General features: G+C 45.4%; 22 protein-coding genes and 1 tRNA gene. 11 read left to right on the top strand and 12 right to left on the bottom strand.

Features of this window, described 5'->3' with window-relative positions:
• Positions 1 to 113 precede the first annotated feature (113 nt).
• Both rsfS and VN447_RS00300 read left to right on the top strand, forming a co-directional pair.
• A complete protein-coding gene (gene rsfS / locus VN447_RS00305) occupies positions 114 to 464 on the top strand; it encodes a ribosome silencing factor (RefSeq protein ID WP_325521636.1) in 351 nt (116 codons plus the stop codon).
• An 8-nt stretch (positions 465 to 472) separates the two neighbouring features.
• Entirely contained in the window at positions 473 to 1354 is an 882-nt protein-coding gene (locus VN447_RS00300; protein WP_325521633.1) for a CvfB family protein, read from the top strand.
• A 209-nt stretch (positions 1355 to 1563) separates the two neighbouring features.
• Here the strand turns inward: VN447_RS00300 and VN447_RS00295 are convergent, their stop codons facing one another.
• The gene (locus VN447_RS00295; RefSeq protein WP_325521631.1) at positions 1564 to 1764 is read right to left on the bottom strand and encodes a hypothetical protein; all 201 of its coding nucleotides are present in this window, start codon (positions 1762 to 1764) and stop codon (positions 1564 to 1566) included.
• Between the two features lie 150 nt (positions 1765 to 1914).
• On the opposite strand from VN447_RS00295, the gene VN447_RS00290 reads away from it, so the two are divergent.
• Positions 1915 to 2103, top strand: coding sequence for a hypothetical protein (locus tag VN447_RS00290; RefSeq protein ID WP_325521629.1), 189 nt, complete (start codon positions 1915 to 1917; stop codon positions 2101 to 2103).
• A gap of 74 nt (positions 2104 to 2177) precedes the next feature.
• Here VN447_RS00290 and VN447_RS00285 read toward each other — a convergent pair whose 3' ends face one another.
• From VN447_RS00285 to VN447_RS00275, 3 genes are all read right to left on the bottom strand, one after another.
• Complete coding sequence (locus VN447_RS00285) at positions 2178 to 3509, bottom strand: hemolysin family protein (RefSeq protein ID WP_325521627.1); 1332 nt, start codon at positions 3507 to 3509, stop codon at positions 2178 to 2180.
• A 161-nt stretch (positions 3510 to 3670) separates the two neighbouring features.
• On the bottom strand, positions 3671 to 4258 hold the full coding sequence (locus VN447_RS00280) for a YqaA family protein (RefSeq protein WP_325521625.1): 588 nt from the start codon (positions 4256 to 4258) through the stop codon (positions 3671 to 3673).
• A gap of 318 nt (positions 4259 to 4576) precedes the next feature.
• Positions 4577 to 4652, bottom strand: a tRNA-Ala gene (locus VN447_RS00275).
• A gap of 297 nt (positions 4653 to 4949) precedes the next feature.
• Here VN447_RS00275 and VN447_RS00270 point away from each other — a divergent pair.
• The 5 genes from VN447_RS00270 to VN447_RS00250 all read left to right on the top strand — a co-directional run bounded on the left by VN447_RS00270 (position 4950) and on the right by VN447_RS00250 (position 9476).
• A complete protein-coding gene (locus VN447_RS00270; protein ID WP_325521623.1) occupies positions 4950 to 6143 on the top strand; it encodes an amidohydrolase family protein in 1194 nt (397 codons plus the stop codon).
• Positions 6136 to 6432, top strand: coding sequence for a SemiSWEET transporter (locus tag VN447_RS00265; protein WP_325521621.1), 297 nt, complete (start codon positions 6136 to 6138; stop codon positions 6430 to 6432). The genes VN447_RS00270 and VN447_RS00265 overlap by 8 nt, the downstream gene beginning before the upstream one ends.
• Positions 6429 to 7292, top strand: coding sequence for a MoxR family ATPase (locus tag VN447_RS00260; RefSeq protein ID WP_325521619.1), 864 nt, complete (start codon positions 6429 to 6431; stop codon positions 7290 to 7292). Before VN447_RS00265 ends, VN447_RS00260 begins: the two co-directional genes overlap by 4 nt.
• Positions 7289 to 8659, top strand: coding sequence for a VWA domain-containing protein (locus VN447_RS00255; RefSeq protein ID WP_325521618.1), 1371 nt, complete (start codon positions 7289 to 7291; stop codon positions 8657 to 8659). The genes VN447_RS00260 and VN447_RS00255 overlap by 4 nt, the downstream gene beginning before the upstream one ends.
• A gap of 142 nt (positions 8660 to 8801) precedes the next feature.
• Positions 8802 to 9476: a TerC family protein gene (locus VN447_RS00250; protein ID WP_325521615.1), complete on the top strand. Its 675-nt coding sequence runs from the start codon at positions 8802 to 8804 to the stop codon at positions 9474 to 9476.
• Between the two features lie 39 nt (positions 9477 to 9515).
• Here the strand turns inward: VN447_RS00250 and VN447_RS00245 are convergent, their stop codons facing one another.
• The 5 genes from VN447_RS00245 to VN447_RS00225 form a co-directional block, all read right to left on the bottom strand.
• Positions 9516 to 10412, bottom strand: coding sequence for a hypothetical protein (locus tag VN447_RS00245; protein WP_325521613.1), 897 nt, complete (start codon positions 10410 to 10412; stop codon positions 9516 to 9518).
• Between the two features lie 94 nt (positions 10413 to 10506).
• Entirely contained in the window at positions 10507 to 10752 is a 246-nt protein-coding gene (locus VN447_RS00240) for a 4Fe-4S dicluster domain-containing protein (RefSeq protein ID WP_325521677.1), read from the bottom strand.
• A 5-nt stretch (positions 10753 to 10757) separates the two neighbouring features.
• Entirely contained in the window at positions 10758 to 10982 is a 225-nt protein-coding gene (locus VN447_RS00235) for a 4Fe-4S binding protein (RefSeq protein ID WP_325521611.1), read from the bottom strand.
• Between the two features lie 256 nt (positions 10983 to 11238).
• Positions 11239 to 12186 (bottom strand): metal-dependent hydrolase, encoded by a 948-nt coding sequence (locus VN447_RS00230; RefSeq protein ID WP_325521609.1) that lies wholly within the window; start codon positions 12184 to 12186, stop codon positions 11239 to 11241.
• A gap of 99 nt (positions 12187 to 12285) precedes the next feature.
• A complete protein-coding gene (locus tag VN447_RS00225; RefSeq protein WP_325521607.1) occupies positions 12286 to 13707 on the bottom strand; it encodes an amino acid permease in 1422 nt (473 codons plus the stop codon).
• Positions 13708 to 14150: 443 nt separating this feature from the next.
• Between VN447_RS00225 and VN447_RS00220 the strand changes: the two genes are divergently transcribed.
• Together VN447_RS00220 and VN447_RS00215 are read left to right on the top strand one after the other, a co-directional pair.
• Entirely contained in the window at positions 14151 to 14843 is a 693-nt protein-coding gene (locus VN447_RS00220) for a TerC family protein (protein WP_325521605.1), read from the top strand.
• Positions 14833 to 15921, top strand: a complete 1089-nt coding sequence (locus VN447_RS00215; RefSeq protein ID WP_325521603.1) for a sugar diacid recognition domain-containing protein — start codon at positions 14833 to 14835, stop codon at positions 15919 to 15921. The genes VN447_RS00220 and VN447_RS00215 overlap by 11 nt, the downstream gene beginning before the upstream one ends.
• A 108-nt stretch (positions 15922 to 16029) precedes the next feature.
• On the opposite strand, the gene VN447_RS00210 is transcribed toward VN447_RS00215, so the two are convergent.
• The 3 genes from VN447_RS00210 to VN447_RS00200 form a co-directional block, all read right to left on the bottom strand.
• A complete protein-coding gene (locus VN447_RS00210; protein ID WP_325521601.1) occupies positions 16030 to 17358 on the bottom strand; it encodes a (Fe-S)-binding protein in 1329 nt (442 codons plus the stop codon).
• A gap of 1 nt (position 17359) precedes the next feature.
• A complete protein-coding gene (locus VN447_RS00205; protein ID WP_325521599.1) occupies positions 17360 to 18742 on the bottom strand; it encodes an FAD-binding oxidoreductase in 1383 nt (460 codons plus the stop codon).
• A 169-nt stretch (positions 18743 to 18911) separates the two neighbouring features.
• Positions 18912 to 19568, bottom strand: coding sequence for a response regulator transcription factor (locus VN447_RS00200; protein WP_325521597.1), 657 nt, complete (start codon positions 19566 to 19568; stop codon positions 18912 to 18914).
• A 142-nt stretch (positions 19569 to 19710) separates the two neighbouring features.
• Between VN447_RS00200 and hyfB the strand changes: the two genes are divergently transcribed.
• Entirely contained in the window at positions 19711 to 21741 is a 2031-nt protein-coding gene (gene hyfB / locus VN447_RS00195) for a hydrogenase 4 subunit B (protein WP_325521595.1), read from the top strand.
• The last annotated feature ends 1 nt before the right edge of the window (position 21742 follow it).

The following is a 21742-nucleotide window of genomic DNA, read 5'->3' as shown; positions in this document are numbered from 1 at the left end:
TTGTGCTTTACCTTTTTTTTGCAGGAAAAATGCCCTCTTAGCCCGAATAAAATAAATTCGGAAAGAAAAAGATAGTTTAAAGAAGAGTGTTTCCAGGAGGTATTTTTTAACGAATGATTCACAATGACAATAATTTAGCCGAATTAGTGGCCAAGGCTGCCAGCGACAAAAAAGCAGGCGATATCGTGATTATGGATTTAACCGGCATTTCACCGGTAACTGATTATTTCGTTGTTTGCAGCGCTAACTCGACCACACAGGTACAAGCGATTGCCGATAGCATTGAAGAACAGCTTGGAGAACAGGGGATTAGGCTGCTGCGTAGAGAAGGCTATCGTGATGCGCGGTGGGTGCTTCTCGACTACGGCAATTGTGTGGCTCATATTTTTGTCGAAGAAGACCGGCAGTTTTACAAGCTTGAGCGTTTGTGGGGCGATGCGAAACAAGTAGTTTATCAAGGCTAGGTGTAATTATGGATAACCGTAAGCATAACTATAAACCCGGTGATGTAGTTGACTTGACTGTAGTCCGCAAAAGTGAACTTGGAGCATTTCTAGACGCCGGTACGGGTAATACCAGTGACGATATATTGCTGCATAAGGCGCAGCAGGCTGAAGAGGTAGCCGTAGGACAAACTGTCAAGGTATACCTTTATAAAGACCCTAAAGGCCGGCTGACAGCCAGTATGCGTCTGCCGCAAATGAGGGAAGGACAAGTGGCCAGAGTCGAAGTGATTAATACGACTCGCGATGGAACATTTGTCAATATTGGTGCTGAACGAGGAGTATTTATGCCCCATGCCGGCAGGAGGGGTATACCGCGCCGTGGCGAGAAGGTATGGGTCAAACTGTATCGTGATAAATCCGGGCGGCCTGCTGTTACTATGGAAGTGGAAGATGAGCTCAGACAGGCTTCTAGACCGGCAGAGGGTATAAAAATCGGCGATACTGTTACTGGCTCAGTGTACAACTATAGCGACCAGGGGGCCTTTATTTTTACCAAAGACCGGTTTATCGCCTTTCTTCATAACGATGAGATGACGGAACGTCCTCGCGTTGGTGCCGAACTGGAGGCCCGGGTTACATATCTCAGAGAAGATGGCCGGCTTAACGTATCTATGCGTCCGCTCAAAGAATACGCCATGGATACTGACGCTGAAAAGATACTTGAAGTACTTCGCGCCAGAGGTGGGCAGATGCCGTATAGTGACGATTCACCTCCTGAAATTATTAAGGAAAAGTTTAATATCAGTAAAGCCTCCTTTAAGCGAGCTATCGGACGCCTGCTTAAAGACAAGCATATTGAACAAAAAGAGGGTTGGACCTATCTAAAAGAAACTGAAGGCGGCGATTAGGCTACCTTCAGTTTCTTTATCATTTTCATGTGGGAAGAGAATTCTTGCAGGGCATATGCTTTTTCTGGTCAGAGTTATTCGTGTTTTTTGAGGTATCGATGTTTGCTTCCTGCTTATTTTTTTTGTCTTTGTTAGCCATATAATCCCTCCTGCGCGTTTGATTGTGAACATTTTAGTTGCGGGCAAACTGCCGCTTATCGTCTGGGAGGTCAGCCGCCGCTATTCGTTATCTCTTCGGCAGATTTGGTAGCAGGCTGGAGGTCAGCAGCAGAGATGGTGTCATTGCTCACTTCATACTTTGCTTGGGTAGGGCTTGTTCGAGGGCCTTCATTGATTAAGCTCTTAGCACCAACATGTGATTCTCCGGCAAAATTTTTGCCATTCCAGAAAGCAGATTTTTTGGTTGTCAAATTATCACCTCCCATGCTGAAATTAGTTTTCCCGCACCGATAGATTCACATGAGCGACAATGATTGCTAGTTTTGTCAATGCAATGCTGAATACATGATTTTTTAATTTGGTGGAAACACTAATAAAAACATGAGTGGGAGGTATACTGCATGGATCAACAGCTACAGACCATTTCCCTGCAAGTAAAAGCGCTTAGACAGCAACTTAGCGAACTTATGCAGAATTCTTATTCAGCTGATGCCGAGATCATAACGGCCAGCAGTACTCTAGCTGCCCAACTTGAGGATTACGCTAATACAATTGGCGATAAACGCGAACCAGCGATGCGGACTTTCTAGCCACCGGTCAGGTGGGCTTAAGCCCTAGCTTATACAAAAACCCTGCAGAGTTTTTAACTCGCAGGGTTTCATGTTTATTCAAATTGATTGCTAACATCTTGCGTGAGTGCGCGGGTAACAAGAACCTTATCAACCCGGGCCTTATCCATATCTACAATCTCGAATCGATAACCGTTCCATTCAAAGCTTTCCGCTGCATTGGGGATGTGACCAAGATAAGAAACAATAAACCCACCCAGGGTCTGAAAGTAACCTCTCTCTTCACCGGGAAAACGGTCAACGTCAAGTAACTCTTTCAATTCCTCAGCTGAAAGCATTCCATCGATCAGCCATGACCCGTCTTCACGGGCAATTACATCGGGATCGTCATCTTCACCCAGATAGGGCATATCACCCACAATATGCTCAGCAATATCGTAAAGGCTGATTAAGCCAGAGATACCACCATATTCATCGACAACCAGCGCTACATAGATTCCCGTTTCCCGAAACTTTTCCAACACTTTAAGAGCTGGCGTGTTCTTTGGAATATAGAGAGGCTGACGGGCGGTCTTTTCAAGTTGTAAAGGGCGGCCAGGAACATAATTTGATAAGAGTTCATTAGAATAAACAACGCCTATTATGTCGTCTAAGCTGCCACGTGCCAGCGGAAAAAATAGATGATTAGCGTTTCTGATAATGCGGAGATTGTATTGGTCGTTATCCTCAATATCGAGCCATTTGATTTGGGTACGGGGAGTCATGAGCGCACCTACCCGCATATCGCCGAGCACAAAGATATTTTCAACCATTTCACGTTCGGACTTTTCAAAGACTCCGTGCTGTGCTCCCTGTCCGATTAACACTCTGACTTCTTCTTCCGTGACCGGCGGTTCTTCTGGCGGTTTAGCTCCTAACAGCTTCATCACCATATTAGTGGAAAGGCCTAAGAGATGAACCAGCGGCCGGTTGATACGCACAAACGCTGACATTGGTCTGGCGACGGCTGTAGCGATTTTCTCAGGATTATTAAGTGCCAGTTTCTTGGGGACCAATTCACCGATTATGAGTGACAGATAAGTGATGGTACCCACAACAAGAGCAAGACTGATGGCATTACTGTGACCACTAAGAAAGGGGATCGTATTCAATAGGGAAGCAAGAAACATTGATAATTTAGCGCCACCAAAAGCGCCTGTAAGAATACCAATTAGTGTAATGCCGATTTGCACGGCAGATAAAAGCGGTGTAGGTTCTTCAGTTAATTTGAGCGCTGCCTTGGCACCTTTACTGCCGCTAGCAGCCATGTTTTCTAAACGGCTCTTCCGGGAAGATACGATAGACATTTCAGTCAAAGCAAATAAACCGTTAGCAAAAATTAAAACCAGAATAATTATGATCTCGGTACTAATCGAGGCTATGTCCAAAATTACGATAACACTCTCCCTGTAATGAAATAATATGTACGATTACGATTATATCATATCCTTTTATACTGGGTATCAAACTCACGGCCAGTACATAATTATCACAACTACTCCTCCTTAAACAATTTGCCCGCTAGCTATAACAGCAGCGGGCAAACATTTTACAACTCATCTACCACGGTTTCCGTCTTTTTGCTTCTTTTCATAACATACGCAATTAGCCCTGCAACTGTTATAATTATGAGTGAGATAATCAGCAGATCATCCTTATGCTGTGTAAACATTTCTACAGCTCGGGGACCGAAATAGTAAATTAGTACCCCCTCAAGTAAAAAGCGTTTACCGCGTCCAACTAAAGAAATGATCAGAAATAGCGGCAGATTTATCTTTAGCGCCCCAGCTGTTATACTGACGAACTTGTATGGAATAGGGGTCAAAGAGGCTAAAAATACCGCCCAGAGAGCATTTTCTTTCACTGTACAATATATTTTATCCATATATCGTTCAGGTATAAACTTGCGAGCTGCTGGCAGCCCGATCTTTAGCCCCAGCATGTAGCCGATCAGACCGCCCAAGACCGAGATGAAAGTGGCTGCTAAGCCATAATATATAGCATTTTGCGGGTTGGCTAACGCTAAGGGGATGAGAAGCAGGTCAGGTAATACCGGAGAAATAAAAGACTCCGTGAATGCGGCAATTAAAAGACCGGTGAGACCCCATTCCAAAAGTATTTCTAAGATTGCTTCCATTGACACGCTCCCATCTGGCATAGTTTTCCTATCGCATGATTTTAATAACTAAAAAGCGAAACACTTTAGCATGGCATAGTGAATCCATACTAAAGGTCTCGCTTATTGGCATTTACCAATGGTAGGGCCAGGCAAAACGCCGGGTGTTGACCCTATCCTCACAAGTGTTGTACTTGCGAGCTACTCCCCTTTAGATCATAGCATGAGTTGATACTAGTTTATCCTACAGAGGTATATCAGTCAAGGTATTGTATGATGGTAAGATGGATTTAACCAAATAAAAAAAGAACTTGCATGCACGCAAGTCCTATTTTTATTTGGTGGAGATAAGCGGGATCGAACCGCTGGCCTCTTGAATGCCATTCAAGCGCTCTCCCAGCTGAGCTATATCCCCATAATCGAACTAAGTATATTACATTTGTAATTATACTTAGCCAGTGACATAATGTCAAGTATGGCTTTCTAAAATAGGTTTATAAAATATTCTGCCTTGATTTGGCAGGTACTTACAGTATTTATGCAGAATATTTCTGCATAATACTGTACCGTAGAAAGCGGTAATGGAAAGACCGTATATTGGCAGACTCAGATGCATTTTGTTTGGGACATAATGCATCATATTGAATACCGGCAGGAAAACGAAAAATTATCCTGTTCATGAAGAAATATGTGAAAGAAGGAACTTGATGGTATGCTCATAAAAGCCGGTTTATTGATTGATGGTACAGCTGGGCCAGCTCAATCAGCCTGTTACCTGGCTGTAAAAGACGGACTCATTGCCGGCGTAGGCAAAGCGGAAGAGTTTGCTGCTGATCAAGTAGCAGCAGCGGTTGATTACTCTGAGTACACAGTTATGCCTGGTCTTATTGATCCGCATGTGCATTTATTTTTGGAGGGCATCTCTGATCTAAAGGCCCGTACTTTGAGGTGGAAAGAAGACAAAGACACAACTCTTATCAGGGCGGTTAAAAACCTGGCTCTGACGCTTAAACAGGGTGTAACTACTGTCCGCGACTTGGGCGGGTCATATGAGATTAATTCGCTTTTAAAAAAAGCTGTTAAACAGGGAGTGGCTTCTGGTCCTCGGGTGCTGACTTCCCGTCAAGCTATCTCAATTACCGGCGGTCATTTCCATTATGCTGGCGGGCGGGAAGCTGACGGGCCGGAAGAAATGATCAAAGCAGTACGAGAGCAAGCCAAAGGCGGTGCTGACTGCATCAAAATTATGATGACAGGTTGTGTTAATTTTGTTCGCCAGGATGCTGGCATTGTTGAATTGTCGCTGGCCGAGGCTCAAGCGGTGGCAAATGAGGCGCGGCGCCTAAAAAAGCCGGTTGCTGTACATGCCAACGGCGTGGACGGTGTGCGTCAGGCGTTGGTTATAGGGGTAACCACTTTGGAGCATGGTGCGCTCATCGATGAAGTTACCGCGGATTTAATTTCGGAGAGCGGGGTGTACTGGATACCAACCTTGGTACCGTTTGAACGAATGCTAGATTATGGCCGAAAGCATCAGACCCAAACGCTCCCCCCTGGCGGTATTGAGGCCGTGCTCTCACGTCACCAGGCCATGGTCTTACGGGCATATCAGGCTGGAGCTAAAATTGTTGCAGGCACTGATGCCGGTGCACTTGGTGTTGAGCATGGCGATGTGTGGCGAGAAATTTGTTTGTTGGCCGACTGCGGTCTGCCGCCAGCAACTGCATTGCATGCAGCGACTGGCCTGGCGGCTGAGGCAGTGGGCATGGGTAAGGAACTAGGAACGCTTGAAGCAGGCAAACGCGCAGATTTCCTGGTACTGGCAGGTAACCCGTTAACAGACATAGCCTGTGTTCGGAAAATTGTAAAAGTGTTCAAAGATGGGAAGGAGTACTCTAATGATTGAATTTATTGGCAGCCTGGCCGGAATTCTTACTACAGTGTCTTTTTTTCCACAAGTGTACAAAACAATCAAAAGTAAATCGGCAGGAGATTTTTCGACTGCATGGATCGTCATGATGACTACTGGTGTGTTTTTTTGGATGGTGTACGGCTATTACATCAACAGCATGCCTGTATTTCTCGCTAATATTGTAACTTTTCTCTGTATGGCTGTATTGTCATGGATAAAGTTTTCTGGCAGCCAATGTGATAAGCTGCTAATTAAGCATAGTGATGGAGCTGGTGACAAGTGAATGAAGCAATTAATGAGTGTAAGGCTGGGTTAGCCGCCAACGGTTACCTAGCTGATGACAATTTGGCTGCAGCCCTGTATTTGGCGGAAAACCTTGAAAAACCACTGCTACTGGAAGGGCCGGCCGGTGTCGGCAAAACCGAGTTGGCGAAAGTGTGGGCTCGTTTGCGCGGTTGCCGGATGATTCGTCTGCAATGTTACGAAGGGCTTGATGAAAGTAAAGCGTTATATGAATGGAACTATCAAAAGCAGCTGCTTTATATCCAGATAGAAGCCTTGGCTGAGCGGGGGTGGGAGACTGGACGACAGCAGATTTTTGACCAGGAATTTTTACTGAAACGCCCGTTGTTAACAGCACTTACCTGCTCTGAGCCGGTTGTGCTGTTAATTGACGAAATTGACAAAAGTGACCAGGAATTTGAAAGTTTTCTTTTAGAGGCTCTCTCAGACTGGCAGGTAACTATTCCTGAACTTGGGACGATAAAAGCTGTTACCCGCCCACATGTTGTGCTGACCTCCAATAGCACCCGTGAACTGGGCGATGCTTTACGCCGGCGGTGTCTTCATTTTCATATTGATTATCCTGATTTCGAACGGGAAATCGCCATTGTCGAGCTCAATGCCCCGGAGGTTGACCGTAAATTTACCACCCAGCTTGTCGAATTTATCCAAAACATTCGTAAGCAACCGCTCAAAAAGCCGCCCAGCGTCACAGAAAGTATTGATTGGGTGCAGTCTATGAATCTGTTGGGCGGCGAGTTGACTGTTGAGGCAGTTCGTGTCACGTTAACTGCGTTGCTTAAATATACCAAAGATCGTGATCTTGTTGCAGACAAGCTGGCTTATTTAATAAAGCCATGAAGCAAATGATTGTTGACTTTGTCCGGCTATTGCGGGAAGCCGGTCTAACGGTAACGACAATGGAAGCAGCCGACGCTCTGAAGGCAGCCGAAATTACCGGTTTTTCCCCGTTGCTGTTACGGGGCGTGCTTGAGACAACACTTGTCAAAAGCATGTGGGAGCGTCCGGTATTTACCGCGTTGTTTGATTTGTATTTCGACCTTGCGCCGCCGCCGGAACTAGTCAAGCCTGAGCAGGAGGCGCTTACGATCAAGGGCGCGTCTGCCGATGGTAGCGGACTTAGTTCGGCTGGTGCCGGAGGAAGTGCCGACAGCTTACTGGAAACCATTGAAAACCTGCCGTCTGCCGTCTTAGAAGCTCTGGCAAGGCAAATTACGTCTGAAATGCCGCTTGATAATGCTCAGCCTGAGGAAATCTCAAGTAAACTGCGCCAGGTCCAGGTAAAGCTTAGATGGTTTGAGGCCATTAACAAGGTTGAACGCAGTTATGCCACCGGACAAATGAAAGAGAGCGCTTTTCAAAAGTGGCAGAAAACATTTGCCCAGTTAGAAGCACTTATTCGCAGAGAGCTTGAGCGCAAAGCCGTTAGGCAGTTTGGCCGGCAGCATATTATCAAGTTGGTAGAGTATGCCAATATCCGCCGCCGCGAATTCGATTGCCTGGCAACTGCCGAGATCGCAGCTGTCGAACAAGAGATTGCAAAATTGGCGAAAAAACTGGCCGAGCATCCTGGTATCCGTATGCGCCGTGCTAAACGCGGCAAAATTGATATTCGCCGTACCTTTCAGGAAGTGGTACGCACAGGTGGCTGCCCCTTGCGTCTCAAATACCGGGATAAGGTAAAAAGTAAAGTTGATTTATGGTTGTTATGCGATGTTTCTAACTCAGTAGAGCGGTTTAGCCGGTTTATGTTGCAATTAGTGCAGGCGGCGCACCGGCGCTACGCCAACATTCGTTCTTTTGTCTTTGTTGATGAGGCTGTGGAAGTTACTGAATGGTTTAAAACCCAGGATGTTAATGCCTTTTTACAGGCCAGACACCTCAGAGATCGCTTTAATCGCCGGGTAGGGCTGTCGCGTTATGATTTAGTGTTTGAGCAGATTGCCAGGTATGAGCTCGCCGCGATTACGGCTCGAACTAAGCTGATTATTTTGGGTGACGGCCGCAATAATTGGCATCCGGGGGGCTCTGAAGAACTAGCTAAAATTTCTGATAGAGCGCAAGCGGTGTATTGGCTGAACCCGTTGCCGGAGAATGACTGGCTTGAGGGTGACTGCCTGATGAAAGAATATCAGCGTTTTTGCAACCAAGTTTTTGAATGCCGCAATTTAGAGCAATTGACAGATGTAGCCAACCGGATTTTATAAATCCAGGTTGGCTACATCTGTCAGGCACAATTATTGAAAAGATGGTAATACTAAGATTGTTATAGAACAGCTATAATAAGTTCCAATAAAGATTTGCAAGTGTCTATAAATATAAACTTACAATAATAATGGAGGTGAAGCTGTGGACTGGGCAGTAGCACTCTTTAGTATTATTACTGTTAATCTGCTCTTAAGCGGCGACAATGCCTTGGTTATCGCTTTAGCCAGTCGCAAGCTGGCGCATGAACAACAAAGAAAAGCCATATTTTGGGGCGGTGCCGGGGCTATCGGACTAAGAATACTTCTAACTTTTGCGGCCATATTTTTGCTGCAGATTCCATACTTACAACTGATTGGCGGCTTGGCTCTACTTTGGATTGCTATTAAACTTTTGGCTGGCGAAGAAAGTCACGAAGAATTAGAAGCCAAAAACAGCTTGGGAGATGCTATCAAAACCATTATTGTTGCCGATATGGTGATGAGTATTGATAATGTTATTGCCATTGCTGCAGTTGCGAAAGGTAATATTACTTTACTGGTTGTCGGCCTGGCTATTAGTATCCCCATCATTATCTGGGGCAGCAAAGTAATCAATGCGCTTATGGAGCGCTGGCCGATAATTATTACTATCGGTGCGGCGTTTTTAGGCTGGACTGCTGGTGAGATGGCAACCTCTGATAAAAAAATTATGCCGCTATTAGAGCCATATCCTTGGACACATTGGGCAATACCTGCTGCTTTTGCGGTTAGTGTTGTCATTGTCGGATCGATACTTTCAAAATCAAAGCAGGCAAATCAAGAAAAAAACGACCTGTAGCCAAGGCACAGGCTAGTATTTTTGAACTCGGATTTGCTATTAAAACGTAAAGTCTCCGCCCATATACCAACCCTGCTGTACTTTAGTGGCATTTGTCCAAGTTATTGAAGAGCTGGTGTTTTCGGAACCCGTGTATAAGCTGTACTGCTGATAACGATAGCCTAGAGTAAGCGCGTTATCACGGTGCCCTGCCACACTATAGCGCAGGCCGATTTTTCCGTCCAGCATTTGGCCTGAGCCCAGATGTTCAAAATCTAGATTGCGCAGATTCCACCACCCATGGCCTTGCACCAGCATGAGCGGTGAGTAGCGGATACTCCCGACCAGCGCAAGCTTTGGCGCTAGTTGTTTCGTGCCAGTAAACCCGGCATGCAGTCCCTGATAAACAATAGAATAAGCCGAATTAAGATTAGGCAGAGACGTGGTTGTTCCAGCATAATCCATAATTGAATAATAGCCATCAGTCATCAGATAATGGCTATTTGAATATCCATACCCATAAAAAAATTCAGTATTAGGGCTGCTCGGTAGCCTGACATCGATATTAATAAAGGTGCTGCTGCCTTTTGTTTGAAAAACGCCATAATACCATAAATCCTGCGATTTTGAATAATCCCAGTCAGAATCACTGCCGGTTGCCGGTGTTATTGTGCCTAAAACGCCTGCTTCTACACTTAGCTTGTGTTTAGGGGATAGCTGTTCTTCATAATTGATAGTAGCGTAGTTGCCTGACTGTGGATAATGAAGCTCAGAAGTACCACTGTTGGCTTTTTGTGAATCAGGTAAGCCGGTAGCATAACCCGGGAAGGTAATTCGCCACATTTGCGAGCCGCTGGCTTGCCAGTTACTGATTGATAAAGCCGAGGCTGCTGCTCCAAGAGGCTGTGATAGCATAAGCGTTGCCACCATCAGGGCGACACTTATCGGTTTAAGCACAATGTCACTCCTTACTTTACATAATACATGATAATCAGTAATTCGCCAGGAATGAATAATCCCCTTTTAGCAGTAAGCAGGTAGTTTATGTTAGCTATACTAGACTCTGTTTAGGGCAAGCAGCAACACACTTTTCGCATTTTAGGCAGTCACTATGGGTAAAACCGGTCGCTGTCCCTTTTGCATTATAAGGAGCTAGGTCAAAAGGACATGCTTTGGTACACAAATTGCAGCTGACGCAAGTGTTGTTTACAGTAAGTGGCTTAGAGCTTTTTCGGCTAAACCAATAAATAAGCCCTAGCAGGATACCGACAACGGTGGTGATGAAGATGATGCGCAAAAATACTAAACCATTTCGTCTAAATTGCCCCAAGCGTAGTACATCTGAATGCCGAATACCGACATGATTAACGCTACCATAAAAGTACGGAAACCTGGTGTGCGGAAGGCCGGGATAGGTTTATTCGGTGAAAATTTAGATAGAATATTATCGTACAGGCTACCGCGAGGGCAATAATTACCGCACCAGTAACGGCCTTTAAACGGAGCTATCAGTATAGGCGCCAGCATACAGATAAGGGCAACTAAACCGGCGGCCGGATAAAAATAACCAACTGCTAAATAAGCTAAAAATACTCAGTACATTTTTATGGGTACCTCTTTATTTTAATACCCCCTCCCCTGGGGGGGTCATTATAAACAATAATTGCGTTCAAGGCAAGCAGAAAGTAAAAAAATTGAGATTGCTGCACTACGTTTGCAGTGACAGGAAAGGGTTCATTCTCTCCCAGTCTGTCATTGCGAACGCTGTGAAGCAATCTCAGCTCTAGCACGGTATTTTAATTTTTCGCCCATAAGTCTGAATATATGAATCGCACGGCTGTTCATCATGCCCATAAATAATTGTAGCGCTATGCAGGAAGCCTTGGTTAAAAAAGTAGCGTAAATCATAAATGCGCACATGTTTTGCATGTTGATCAGTATCCTGATATTCGGTAAAGTAGCTGAATGGCGTAAATGATGAAAAAAATTCTCCTAAGACAGTTTTTTGTGCTCCCTGTAGAGCAGGGGATAATGTTTGTTTCAGTAGTTCGGTGTGGAGGGTTAAAACTGGCTGAAGCGCACCAATTTGGCCAACATAATAGTGATTTGCCGTCTCAATGACGAAGTCCCAGCAAAATACGCTTCTAAGCGATGGCATAACCAGGATGCGACTAATTCCGCTGTTAATAAAGTGTTGCCTAAGTAAAATAGTCGCCCTTAGTTTAAGCAGATACCTTAGCAGGGTATATAGCCCGACAGATGCAAAAAATAGCAGCGAGGTTTCACGAGGCGTCAGCCCTTGCAAAAATACCGTAAGCATAATTGTTAAAAGGAATGGGTCAAAAACATTGAGCAGACTGAAACTTTTGCGTTCCCGGCTAAAAGGAAACAAAATCGCTGCTCCGTGAGCATTGAAAAAGTCAATGCAGATATGAGACAGGCCGCCTAAAAATGACCAGATAAAAACCTGAGCAAGCGGTGTGTCTGGCATACATAAGAAAAAACCGGCGGTAATTAAACCTGACCACATGACAAGACCCGGTATCGAATGAGAAAAGGCCCGGTGTTGTCTGAGGTAGGAAAAATTGCCGCGGATTTGTGCAATTATATCAAAATCAGGCGCTTGTGCGCCGATAATACTTGCTAAGTAAAGAGGATCGCCAAAACTTAACGGATGCCCTGATAATCCAGCAACGGCAATGCCCACTAAGGCATGAGACAAAGTATCCATAAAGAGAAAGGCCTCCCTATCTAGGTGACATAACATATCGATACTCGATTATTATATCACACCAGATGGGGAGGCGGTCTATTGGTAATTGGTGGACTACTAACGCATAGGTAGTGAACTGTTATTTTGTATTTTTTTATCAAGAAATAGCCGGTAATAAGCGTAGATGGCAGCCAAAATAGGGAAACCGGTATAGATGACAATACGTTGGGCTTCGTCAAAATACAAGCTGACAATTACGACCAGATTAAGAACAAATGCGAGAATAGGAACTAGCGGATAGAAGGGTGTTTTAAAGCCAAGAGCCTCAATTTTTCCGCCCAGTTTTGTATATTCGCGGCGGAAGTTAATCTGACACCAGGCAATAATCATCCAAATTAAACAGCCTGTCAAACCCGTACTGGACATAAGCCAAAGGTATACCGTATCAGCGGCAAATCTCTCAGTAAGGAGCGACATGCAGGCCAGTACCAGTGTTATCAGTACACCATTATAGGGGACGCCGCTGGCATTTAGCTTCCCGAGCCAGGAGGGTGCCTGATTATCTTGTGCCATCGACCAGAGCAGCCGTGAGCAGGCATACAGTGCTGAGTTACCTGCCGATAAGGCCGAGGTTAGTACCACAAAGCTCATAATATCTTTGGCAAAGGGAATACCTGTTTTTCCGAAAACATAAGCAAACGGGCTTTCTAACACACTTGCTTCAGAAGCAGGAATGTTACCGGCAAGTACAATCATGGCCAGAACGTAGAACATAATGATGCGGACAGAAATTCCTTTAATAACCCGAGGTACGTTTTTTCCCGGTTCTTTGCATTCGCCAGCGGCAATGCCGACAAGCTCAGCTCCCTGAAAGGAGTAAATAACAGCAATCATGGTCAGAAATACTGCTCCAAACCCGTTGGGGAATAGACCACTGCCAGTATCAAAATTAGAAAACCCCAGCCCGGCTTGTCCACTGCTAAACCCAAAAATGAGCCCTGAGCCTGCAATAATAAATGATAAAATAGCAGCAACCTTAATGCTGGCAAACCAAAACTCGGTTTCTCCGTAAGCTTTAACAGACACCAAGTTGAGACCGGCCAGTGCTATAGCAAATACGGTGCACCAGATCCAAACCGCGACATCGGGAAACCAGTTATGCATAATAATGCCGGCAGCCGTAAAATCGGCGGCAATACATATCGCCCAGTTAATCCAGTATAGCCAGCCGGTGGTAAAGCCGGCACCCGGTGAAATAAAGCGGGTAGCATAGCTTTGGAAAGAACCGGATACTGGCATGGCGACAGTTAGTTCAGCAAGGCATAACAACACTAAATACATGATAAGGCCGCCGACCATATACGCCAAAATCGCACCAAATGCTCCGGCTTGGTTAATAGTTTGGCCTGAGCCCATAAATAGTCCGGTGCCGATAGTACCGCCAATAGATATCATGAGCAAGTGGCGGGATTTCATATCACGCTTGAGGCCTTGCTTTTCGGGACATAAGTTAGCCAAATTAACAGGTTGGCTTGACATTGAGAACTTCCTCCTTTAGAGATCAATTTTAAATAATGTCCTCTACCATAATACTCTATCACCCTTTGATTAGCAAGAATTATTAGACAGTACTGGTAATATTACTACATAGTAAATTGTATTGACTGGATACAATTTCTATAATATGATAAAACTAATTAAATACTAATGTAAACCCTAAGGGGGAGTAACTGACAGACACAGTCAACAATCCTGCACCCTGTGCATGGCTGTGTCGTTGGAGCAGTCCAATAGTGAGACCTTTAGTATATCGCCTAATATATACTACACCAAGGTCTTATTGCTATTTAGTTAGGAAAGGACCTTACCGTTGCTGACGGGAAGGTCCTTAATTATTGAGAGGGGGAGTTGACAAAAATTACTTAGTAAGTTTGAATAACTAGAATATCATCAAGCAACATATTTTTGAGGGGGTTATTTCGATGGAACTATTGATAGCGTTAGGCAGTATTACGCTCATTAACCTAATACTAAGTGGTGATAACGCTGTTGTCATAGCTCTGGCTAGTAGAAACCTGCCCCATGATCAGCGTAAGAAAGCTGTACTATGGGGAAGCGCCGGGGCTGTTATACTGAGAATTTTACTGACTATGGTTGCCGCGCTCTTGCTTAAAATTCCCTATGTACAGTTTCTTGGTGGAGTGGCCTTGGTATATATTGCGGTCAATTTGCTTGGTGACGAACATAAGGAAGTTTCCTGTGAAGGTGCCAACAGCTTTTGGGAAGCGTTAAAGGTTATTATTTTTGCTGATTTAATAATGAGTCTGGATAATGTATTAGCTATTGCCGGTGTAGCTGACGGCCACTTAGGATTATTAATTTTTGGTCTTGCATTAAGCATACCGCTAGTGGTATTCGGCAGCCAGATGTTAATGACGCTTATGGATAAATACCCAATTATTATTTATGTGGGTGCAGCCATTCTTGGCTGGACAGCCGCCAAGATGATGGTTGCCGATGCCGTACTTGGCGTGTGGTTTAAACCATATGCGCTCTTGCTTGAGGCCGGAGTAACCTTATTTGTCTTGGCTGTTGGTTATTGGCGTAAAAAACGCGCCGACGAGGCTTGTAAAGAAGTCACAGCCAAGTCCGGTGAGGAGAACCATGGAGCTTGATCCGAGGTTTGCCCAGTCGCTTGTTGATATTGTTGCGGCAGAACTTAATAAAAATGTAAATATTACCGATAATCATGGCGTCATTATTGCCTCATTCAGTAAAGAGCGTGTGTCTCATATTCATGAGGCAGCTGCCCGCATGCTGATAAGCGGCCCTATTCGGGAATTTTCGGTGACAGCTGATGAAGAGTCACAGCTTAAGGGCGTAAGGCAAGGATTTAATGTACCTATTATGTTTGGTGATGGTTGTGTCGGAGTAATAGGTGTTTCCGGCGCCCCTGATACGGCGGCGCCCTATGCCCGGCTGGCAGCCAAATTTGTCGAAGCAGCTTTAGAATCTAATGCCAGGCAGGAAAAATTGGTGCGGGCACTTAAGGAAAAAGAAGAGCTTCAATCCATTCTTTTGAACAAAATAATTAGTGTCCAGGAAGAAGAGCGTAAAAAGATTTCGCGGGAACTTCATGACGAAACCAGCCAGGCACTGACATCAATCATTGTTGGCCTGAGGGTATTATCTGAGCATGTTCATAGTGAAGGCGAACGGGAAAAAATCTTGGAAATGCGGGATTTAGCAGTAAAAACGCTGGAAGATGTTCATCATCTGGCTGTACAGCTTAGACCTGCTCTGTTAGATGATCTGGGGTTGGTAGCGGCTGCGCAAAAGTATGCAGAAAATTATTCCCGGCAATACAATATTGCAGTAGAGCTTAATGTACTCAACCTGTCACGCCAACGGTTTTTACCTGAAATCGAAATTACGTTATACCGTATTTTGCAGGAAGCATTAACCAATATCGCCAAACACGCCAAAGCGACACAGGTCAGAGTGATGCTTAAGAAGCAACGCGCTAAACTAATACTAACTGTCAAAGATAATGGGATTGGTTTCAATGCCGATATTTTAAGCGGTGTTGGCAGTGATACTTGCCTTGGGATTCATGGCATGCACGAGCGAATCGCCTTGCTGTCAGGTGATTTTTATATTGATTCGGCCGAAGGGGAAGGTACAGTAATCACTGTAGAGATACCACTTGGCCGCCGTAAAAAAACAGAAAGCGGTTTGGGCCAAGCCCATTAACCGCTTTCTGTTTTTCATTGAGTGTGAGATTGCCATATTATTGCTTGTGATGACTGTGGGGGTGAGTCAGACCATCCAATATCATCACAAGCATAGATGAAGTAAATATTACTTCTTTTGGCCTGCTTTATAAGCCTTATCCAAAAGTTGAATCACATGGACAACATTTTGGTCCATGTTGTTTTGGACAAGACCGTCAATAATATGCATTCGGCAGGTACCGCAGCTTGTGGCTACCGTATCGGCCTTGGTTGCAGCAATATTGGTGATTTTACGGTCATTAATTTTACGCGAGATCTCATAGTTTGCAAGGCTGAATGAGCCTCCCGATCCGCAACAGCGGTCAGCTTCTTTCATTTCTATGAAATTTAATCCAGGAATTGATTTTAATATTTGGCGCGGTTGAGCTGTTACTTTGATACCGCGTGCCATATGGCACGGGTCGTGCATAGTTACATTGGCGTTAACCGGGCCTAGTTTATTTTTGTCAATTTTGACAACGTCAATTAAGAACTCGCTGATTTCATAGGTTTTTCTCGCAAGTTTTTCTGCGCGAGCCTTCATGGCCGGATCGTCATGGAACAGTTCGACAAATTCGATCTTCCATGCTTCGGTGCATGAACCGCAGGCTGCAATGATATATTCAACATTATACTGTTCGAAAACCTCAATGTTGTGTTTTGCCAAGAGCTTTGCGGATTCCACATCGCCGGACATGTATATCGGAGTACCACAGCAGTGTTGCAGGGCAGGCATAACGATTTCAATGTTGTTAGCCTTAAGGACGTCAATGACAGCTTGGCCAACATCAGTGTAAATATAGTTGAGTGTGCAGCCAGTAAAGAAACCAACTTTCATTTTAGGTTTGTCAACTTTAATGACTTCAGGGTGCTGAGTTCTTAAAGGCGATGCGGCAAAGGGGGCTATTACGCGGCGTTTATCAAGACCAGGCATTGGGAAGCGGGCCACTGCCGCCATAGGGCGGGGCAGTTTTTTAAAGCTCAGCGGGCCGAAGAGGCCGGCCATCCTAAGTGCTAAATCAAACATAGCCCGGTTTTTTAGCAAGTTAAATACTTGTTTCTTAATCGGATGCAGACCACGCGCTTTTACGGCAGCCTGGCGGCCGCGTACAATGAGTTCGTCGGCCGGTACACCGCAAGGGCATTTTACCGTACATGCTTTGCACGATACACATTTGGTCATCCATTTATCAAAGTTTTCACTAATAGGAATCTTGCCGCTTAATACGGCCTCCATAAGCGCCAGCTTACCTCTGGCAACAGCGGTTTCGGTGCCCAATTCCTTATAGATCGGGCACACCTCCATACAGTTGCCGCACTTCATACAGTTGGCAAGCGCGTCTTGGAGATCAGCTAGCAACGCTTTATCGTGCTCATTAATAGCTTGCGCTGTAATAGGCTTATTGGTATCACTCATTTTAACACTCTCCCACTAGTTTACCAGGATTCAAAATGAGGTTAGGGTCAAGGGCGCGTTTGATACTCTTCATAGCTTCCATAGCAACCGGGCCAAACTGATCTTCCATATATTTAAGCTTGCCAAGACCGATGCCGTGCTCGCCTGAAAGGGTGCCGCCCAGCTTAATGGCAGTGCCGAAGATTTCGTCCATGGCTTTATACACACGATCCATCTCTTCTTTGTCGCGAATATCGCAAACAATTGTAGGATGCATATTGCCGTCGCCAGCATGGCCGAAGGTGCCAATAGTAACATTATATTTTTTAGCAATTTCATTCACGGCGCGAATCATATCAGGAACCTTGTTGCGAGGAACGGTAGCGTCTTCGACAAAGGTGGTGGGGCGGAGTTTCGCCAGAGCAGGGAGCGCAGCCCGGCGGGCAGCCCACAGCTTGTCACGATCGGCTGCATCTTTAGCCATCTTCACTTCGTCAGCATTATTGGTCTTTAACACTTCCATAACTTTAGCCGCTTCTTTGTCCACAACCTCAGGAATACCGTCAACCTCGATGAGGAGTACTGCCTCAGCGTCTGTCGGCAATCCTACTTTGGCATAATCTTCAACAGTACGGATTGTGGGGTTATCCATAATTTCCAGTGTTGCTGGAATAATCTTGGCAGCGATGATAGCAGCAATGGCATTTCCAGCATTGTCGAGGTTTTTAAAAATGGCCATCATGCTCTTTCTTGCCTCAGGAGCTGGTACCAGCTTAACAATAATCTTAGTAATTACGCCTAAGGTGCCTTCAGCACCGGTAAAGAGCTTGGTCATATCATAACCGGATACGTCTTTTACATTTTTTCCGCCGACATTCATAACCTGTCCGTTGGCCAGAACAACTTCAAGACCCATTACATAGTGTTTGGTTACACCATATTTGAGTCCACGCAGACCGCCGGCGTTTTCAGAAACAGTGCCACCTAACGTAGCAGTTGTTACTGTGCCAGGATCAGGCGGGTAAATGAGGCCATAAGGTTCAACTGCTTTATTAAGGTCAGACACAATGAGACCAGGTTCGGCAACAGCCACTAGGTTTTCAGTGTCGATTTCTATCAGTTTGCTCATTCGGGTCATGAGGAGCACAAGGCCGCCTTTGGTGGGGACAGTACCGGCGCTCAAGTTAGTGCCTGAGCCACGGGTATATACGGGTATTTTCTCAGCGTTGGCCAGTGCTAATACTTTGGCTATTTCTGCTGTAGTCGCGGGTTTGACAACTGCGTCAGGCATGTGAGAAAAACCGGGAGTAGCGTCATAAGAATAGCAGTGCAGGTCCTCCACGCTTGTCAGCACGTGTTCATCGCCAACAATTTTCTTGAGCGCGTCGATATGTTGCTTTTGCATTTGCTCATGCTCCTTTATTTTTTAAATTTTCACAACTTATAAGACGTAGTGCTTTTATCATTATTCTCGCTAAACTTTGCATAAAAGTAAATCAGGCACTTACCTTAAATTAGAGTAAGAAAGTGCCGTAAGTAATTGTAGGGAAAAACCTGACAAGAAGTACTAAGTTTCACATGTTGATCAGCTTGTATTGCAGGGCATAGTTAACAAGCTCTGATTTTTTTCGCACATTTAATTTATTCATGATTCGTGACCGGTAAGTGTCAACCGTCTTGGCGCTTAGCGACAATTGTTCAGCAATTTCGCTATTAGTATGCCCCTGCGCCAGTAGTCTAAGTACTTGTCGTTCCCGGCTGCTTAACAGGGTATATGGATCGCGCTGATCGCTTTTTTCGTCATTTACCCGCAGGAGACTGGTCAAAAGCGTTTGCGACATGGTTTCATTCAGATACTTTTTGCCTGAGTGAATTTTTATGATGCCTTCGACGAGTTCAGTGTCTGCCGATTTTTTTAAGACATAGCCGTCAGCGCCGGCCCGCATAACTTCTTTAATATACTCATCATCATCATACATCGTGAGGACAAGGATACGGCAGGAGAGACCACGGGACTTTATTTCTTTAATACAATCGACACCACTCATAACCGGCATAGATATGTCCAGAAGCAGCACATCAGGGCGAAGTTCCTCTACCATAGTAATCGCCTGTTGACCATCCCCGGCTTCACCAATCACTTCAAATAATGGCGAACAGTTCAGCAGTGCTTTAAGTCCGGAACGCAACACGGCGTGGTCATCAGCGATAACAATACGTATTTTTTCCATTGCGTATTCTCCCCTTTAAAATGCATAATATGTCAATTTTATGTAAAATTTTTAAGTTTTCCCCACACGCAAGTACATTATTATGTTACAATGATATAGTATGAAATATCAATTAATATTTGCCAGAACGGAGTCGGTTACAATGCTTGCCGAGTTATTATTGTATTTGTCGCTAGTTTCCTTTATCACAGGCGTACTGTCGCCATTTGTCACTAATAATAACAAAATAGTCAACTATGTTGCACATGGAATGGCAGCGCTGGGATGTCTGGCGGTCGTACTGTGTGCAATTTTTGTTTTTGATGGCGGCAAAGTCGCAGTAGTCACGCCGTGGGTTATGCCCACAGGGCCAGTGCATATTCGACTGGATTATCTGACTGCGTATTTTTTGCTGACCATCGGGATTATAGGCTGCGCGGCCAGCGTTTACGCTATTGGCTATAGCCGTGAATATTACGGGGATGGCCGGCGCTACCAGGTAATGGCGTCACTTTATTGCGCTTTTTTGTTATCGATGGTTTTAGTGGTTAGTGTCAGCCATGCAGCAGCATTTATTGTTGTGTGGGAGCTTATGGCAGTTACTTCTTTTTTTCTGGTTAACTATGAGCACGAACAGAGCGAAACCAGACGGGCAGCGTTTGTCTACATCGTTATGACACATGTAGGGACAGCTTTTATTATCACGGCTTTTTTCTTATTAGCGAACAAGGCTGGCAGTCTGGATTTCAACAGCTTGGCGCAAGGCGCAGGCAGTCTTGATGCTTGGACCAGGAATGTGGTGTTTTTATGCGCGCTTATTGGGTTCGGGGCCAAAGCAGGAATGATTCCCTTACATATCTGGCTGCCGCGGGCGCATCCGGCAGCGCCTAGCCATGTGTCAGCTTTGATGTCTGGGGTTATGATTAAGACAGCTATTTATGGGTTATGCCGCTTTTTCCTTGAGTTTCTGGGAGTGGGGCCGGTATGGTGGGGGACGCTTGTTCTGGTGTTGGCCATTGTCTCATCTGTGCTCGGGGTTTTATATGCACTCATGGAACATGATTTGAAACGTCTGTTAGCGTATTCCAGTGTGGAAAATATTGGCCTTATCCTTCTGGGAATAGGGGCCGGTCTAATATTTACAGCTAAAGGCCTGGGAATACTGGCGGCTCTGTCCTGGGCGGCCGCGCTATATCATGTACTTAACCACGCACTATTTAAGTCACTGCTGTTTATGGGGGCAGGGGCGGTGCTTCAGGCTACTCATACCAAAGATATTGAACATTTAGGCGGTCTTATAAAAAAGATGCCCTATACTGCATCCTGGTTTTTAGCCGGGGTTGCCGCTATTTCGGCGTTGCCGCCTTTAAACGGTTTTGTCAGCGAATGGCTGACCTTTCAGGCCATGTTTTATGTGCCACAGGCTTTAACCGGGGCATCAGGGAAGGTATTTGGCGCTGTTTTAGTCGCGCTGCTCGGTCTTACAGGGGCTTTGGCTGCCGCTTGTTTTGTCAAAGTATTTGGTATTACCTTTTTGGCTAAGGCACGCAGCATTCATGCTGAGCAAGCCCAAGAAGCGAGTAAGGCTATGCTTGCTCCCATGGCGATCCTCTCGGGGTTATGTGTTCTTCTCGGGCTATGGCCAGAACTGGTGATTAATATTCTCAAGAAAGTTTTGTTTGGTATTGCGGGGATTGACGTTGCGCAGGCCTTTAGGGGTACTGCGTGGCATGTAGCACAGGTCCAGACCGGTGGCGTCAATGCAAATCTGGAAATGCCTGTGGTGGTGGCAATTGCTTTTTTGGGCGGGGTAGCCGCAGTGGCGTTATATCGGCTGTATGGTAAGCCGCAGGTGTCTGAAGGAGAAACCTGGACTTGCGGTATTGTGCCAACAGCCAGGATGGAGTATACGGCTACCGGCTTTTCTAAACCGATCAGGCTGGCTTTTCGCGCTATTTTGCGACCACAGCGGGAAACACTTGCCGATTTGAGCCCGAACAGCTACTTTGGACGGCGGCTGAGTTATCATGTAAGCATTACCGATATCTTTAGCGCCATTTACCACCCTATTAATAAAGGCATCATTACTGCTGCTCAGTTCATGAAAGCAATCCAGGCCGGCAGCGTACAGCTCTATATCGGCTACATCACGGCAATTACCGTGTTGGCGCTCATCTTAACTACAGGGTGGTGAA

Origin of the sequence: Sporomusa sp., from assembly GCF_035561155.1 — a bacterium.
In the GTDB taxonomy this organism is placed as follows: Bacteria; Bacillota; Negativicutes; order Sporomusales; family Sporomusaceae; genus Sporomusa.
Note: the sequence above shows the minus strand (reverse complement) of the source record. Positions and strands in the feature narration are given on the sequence as shown.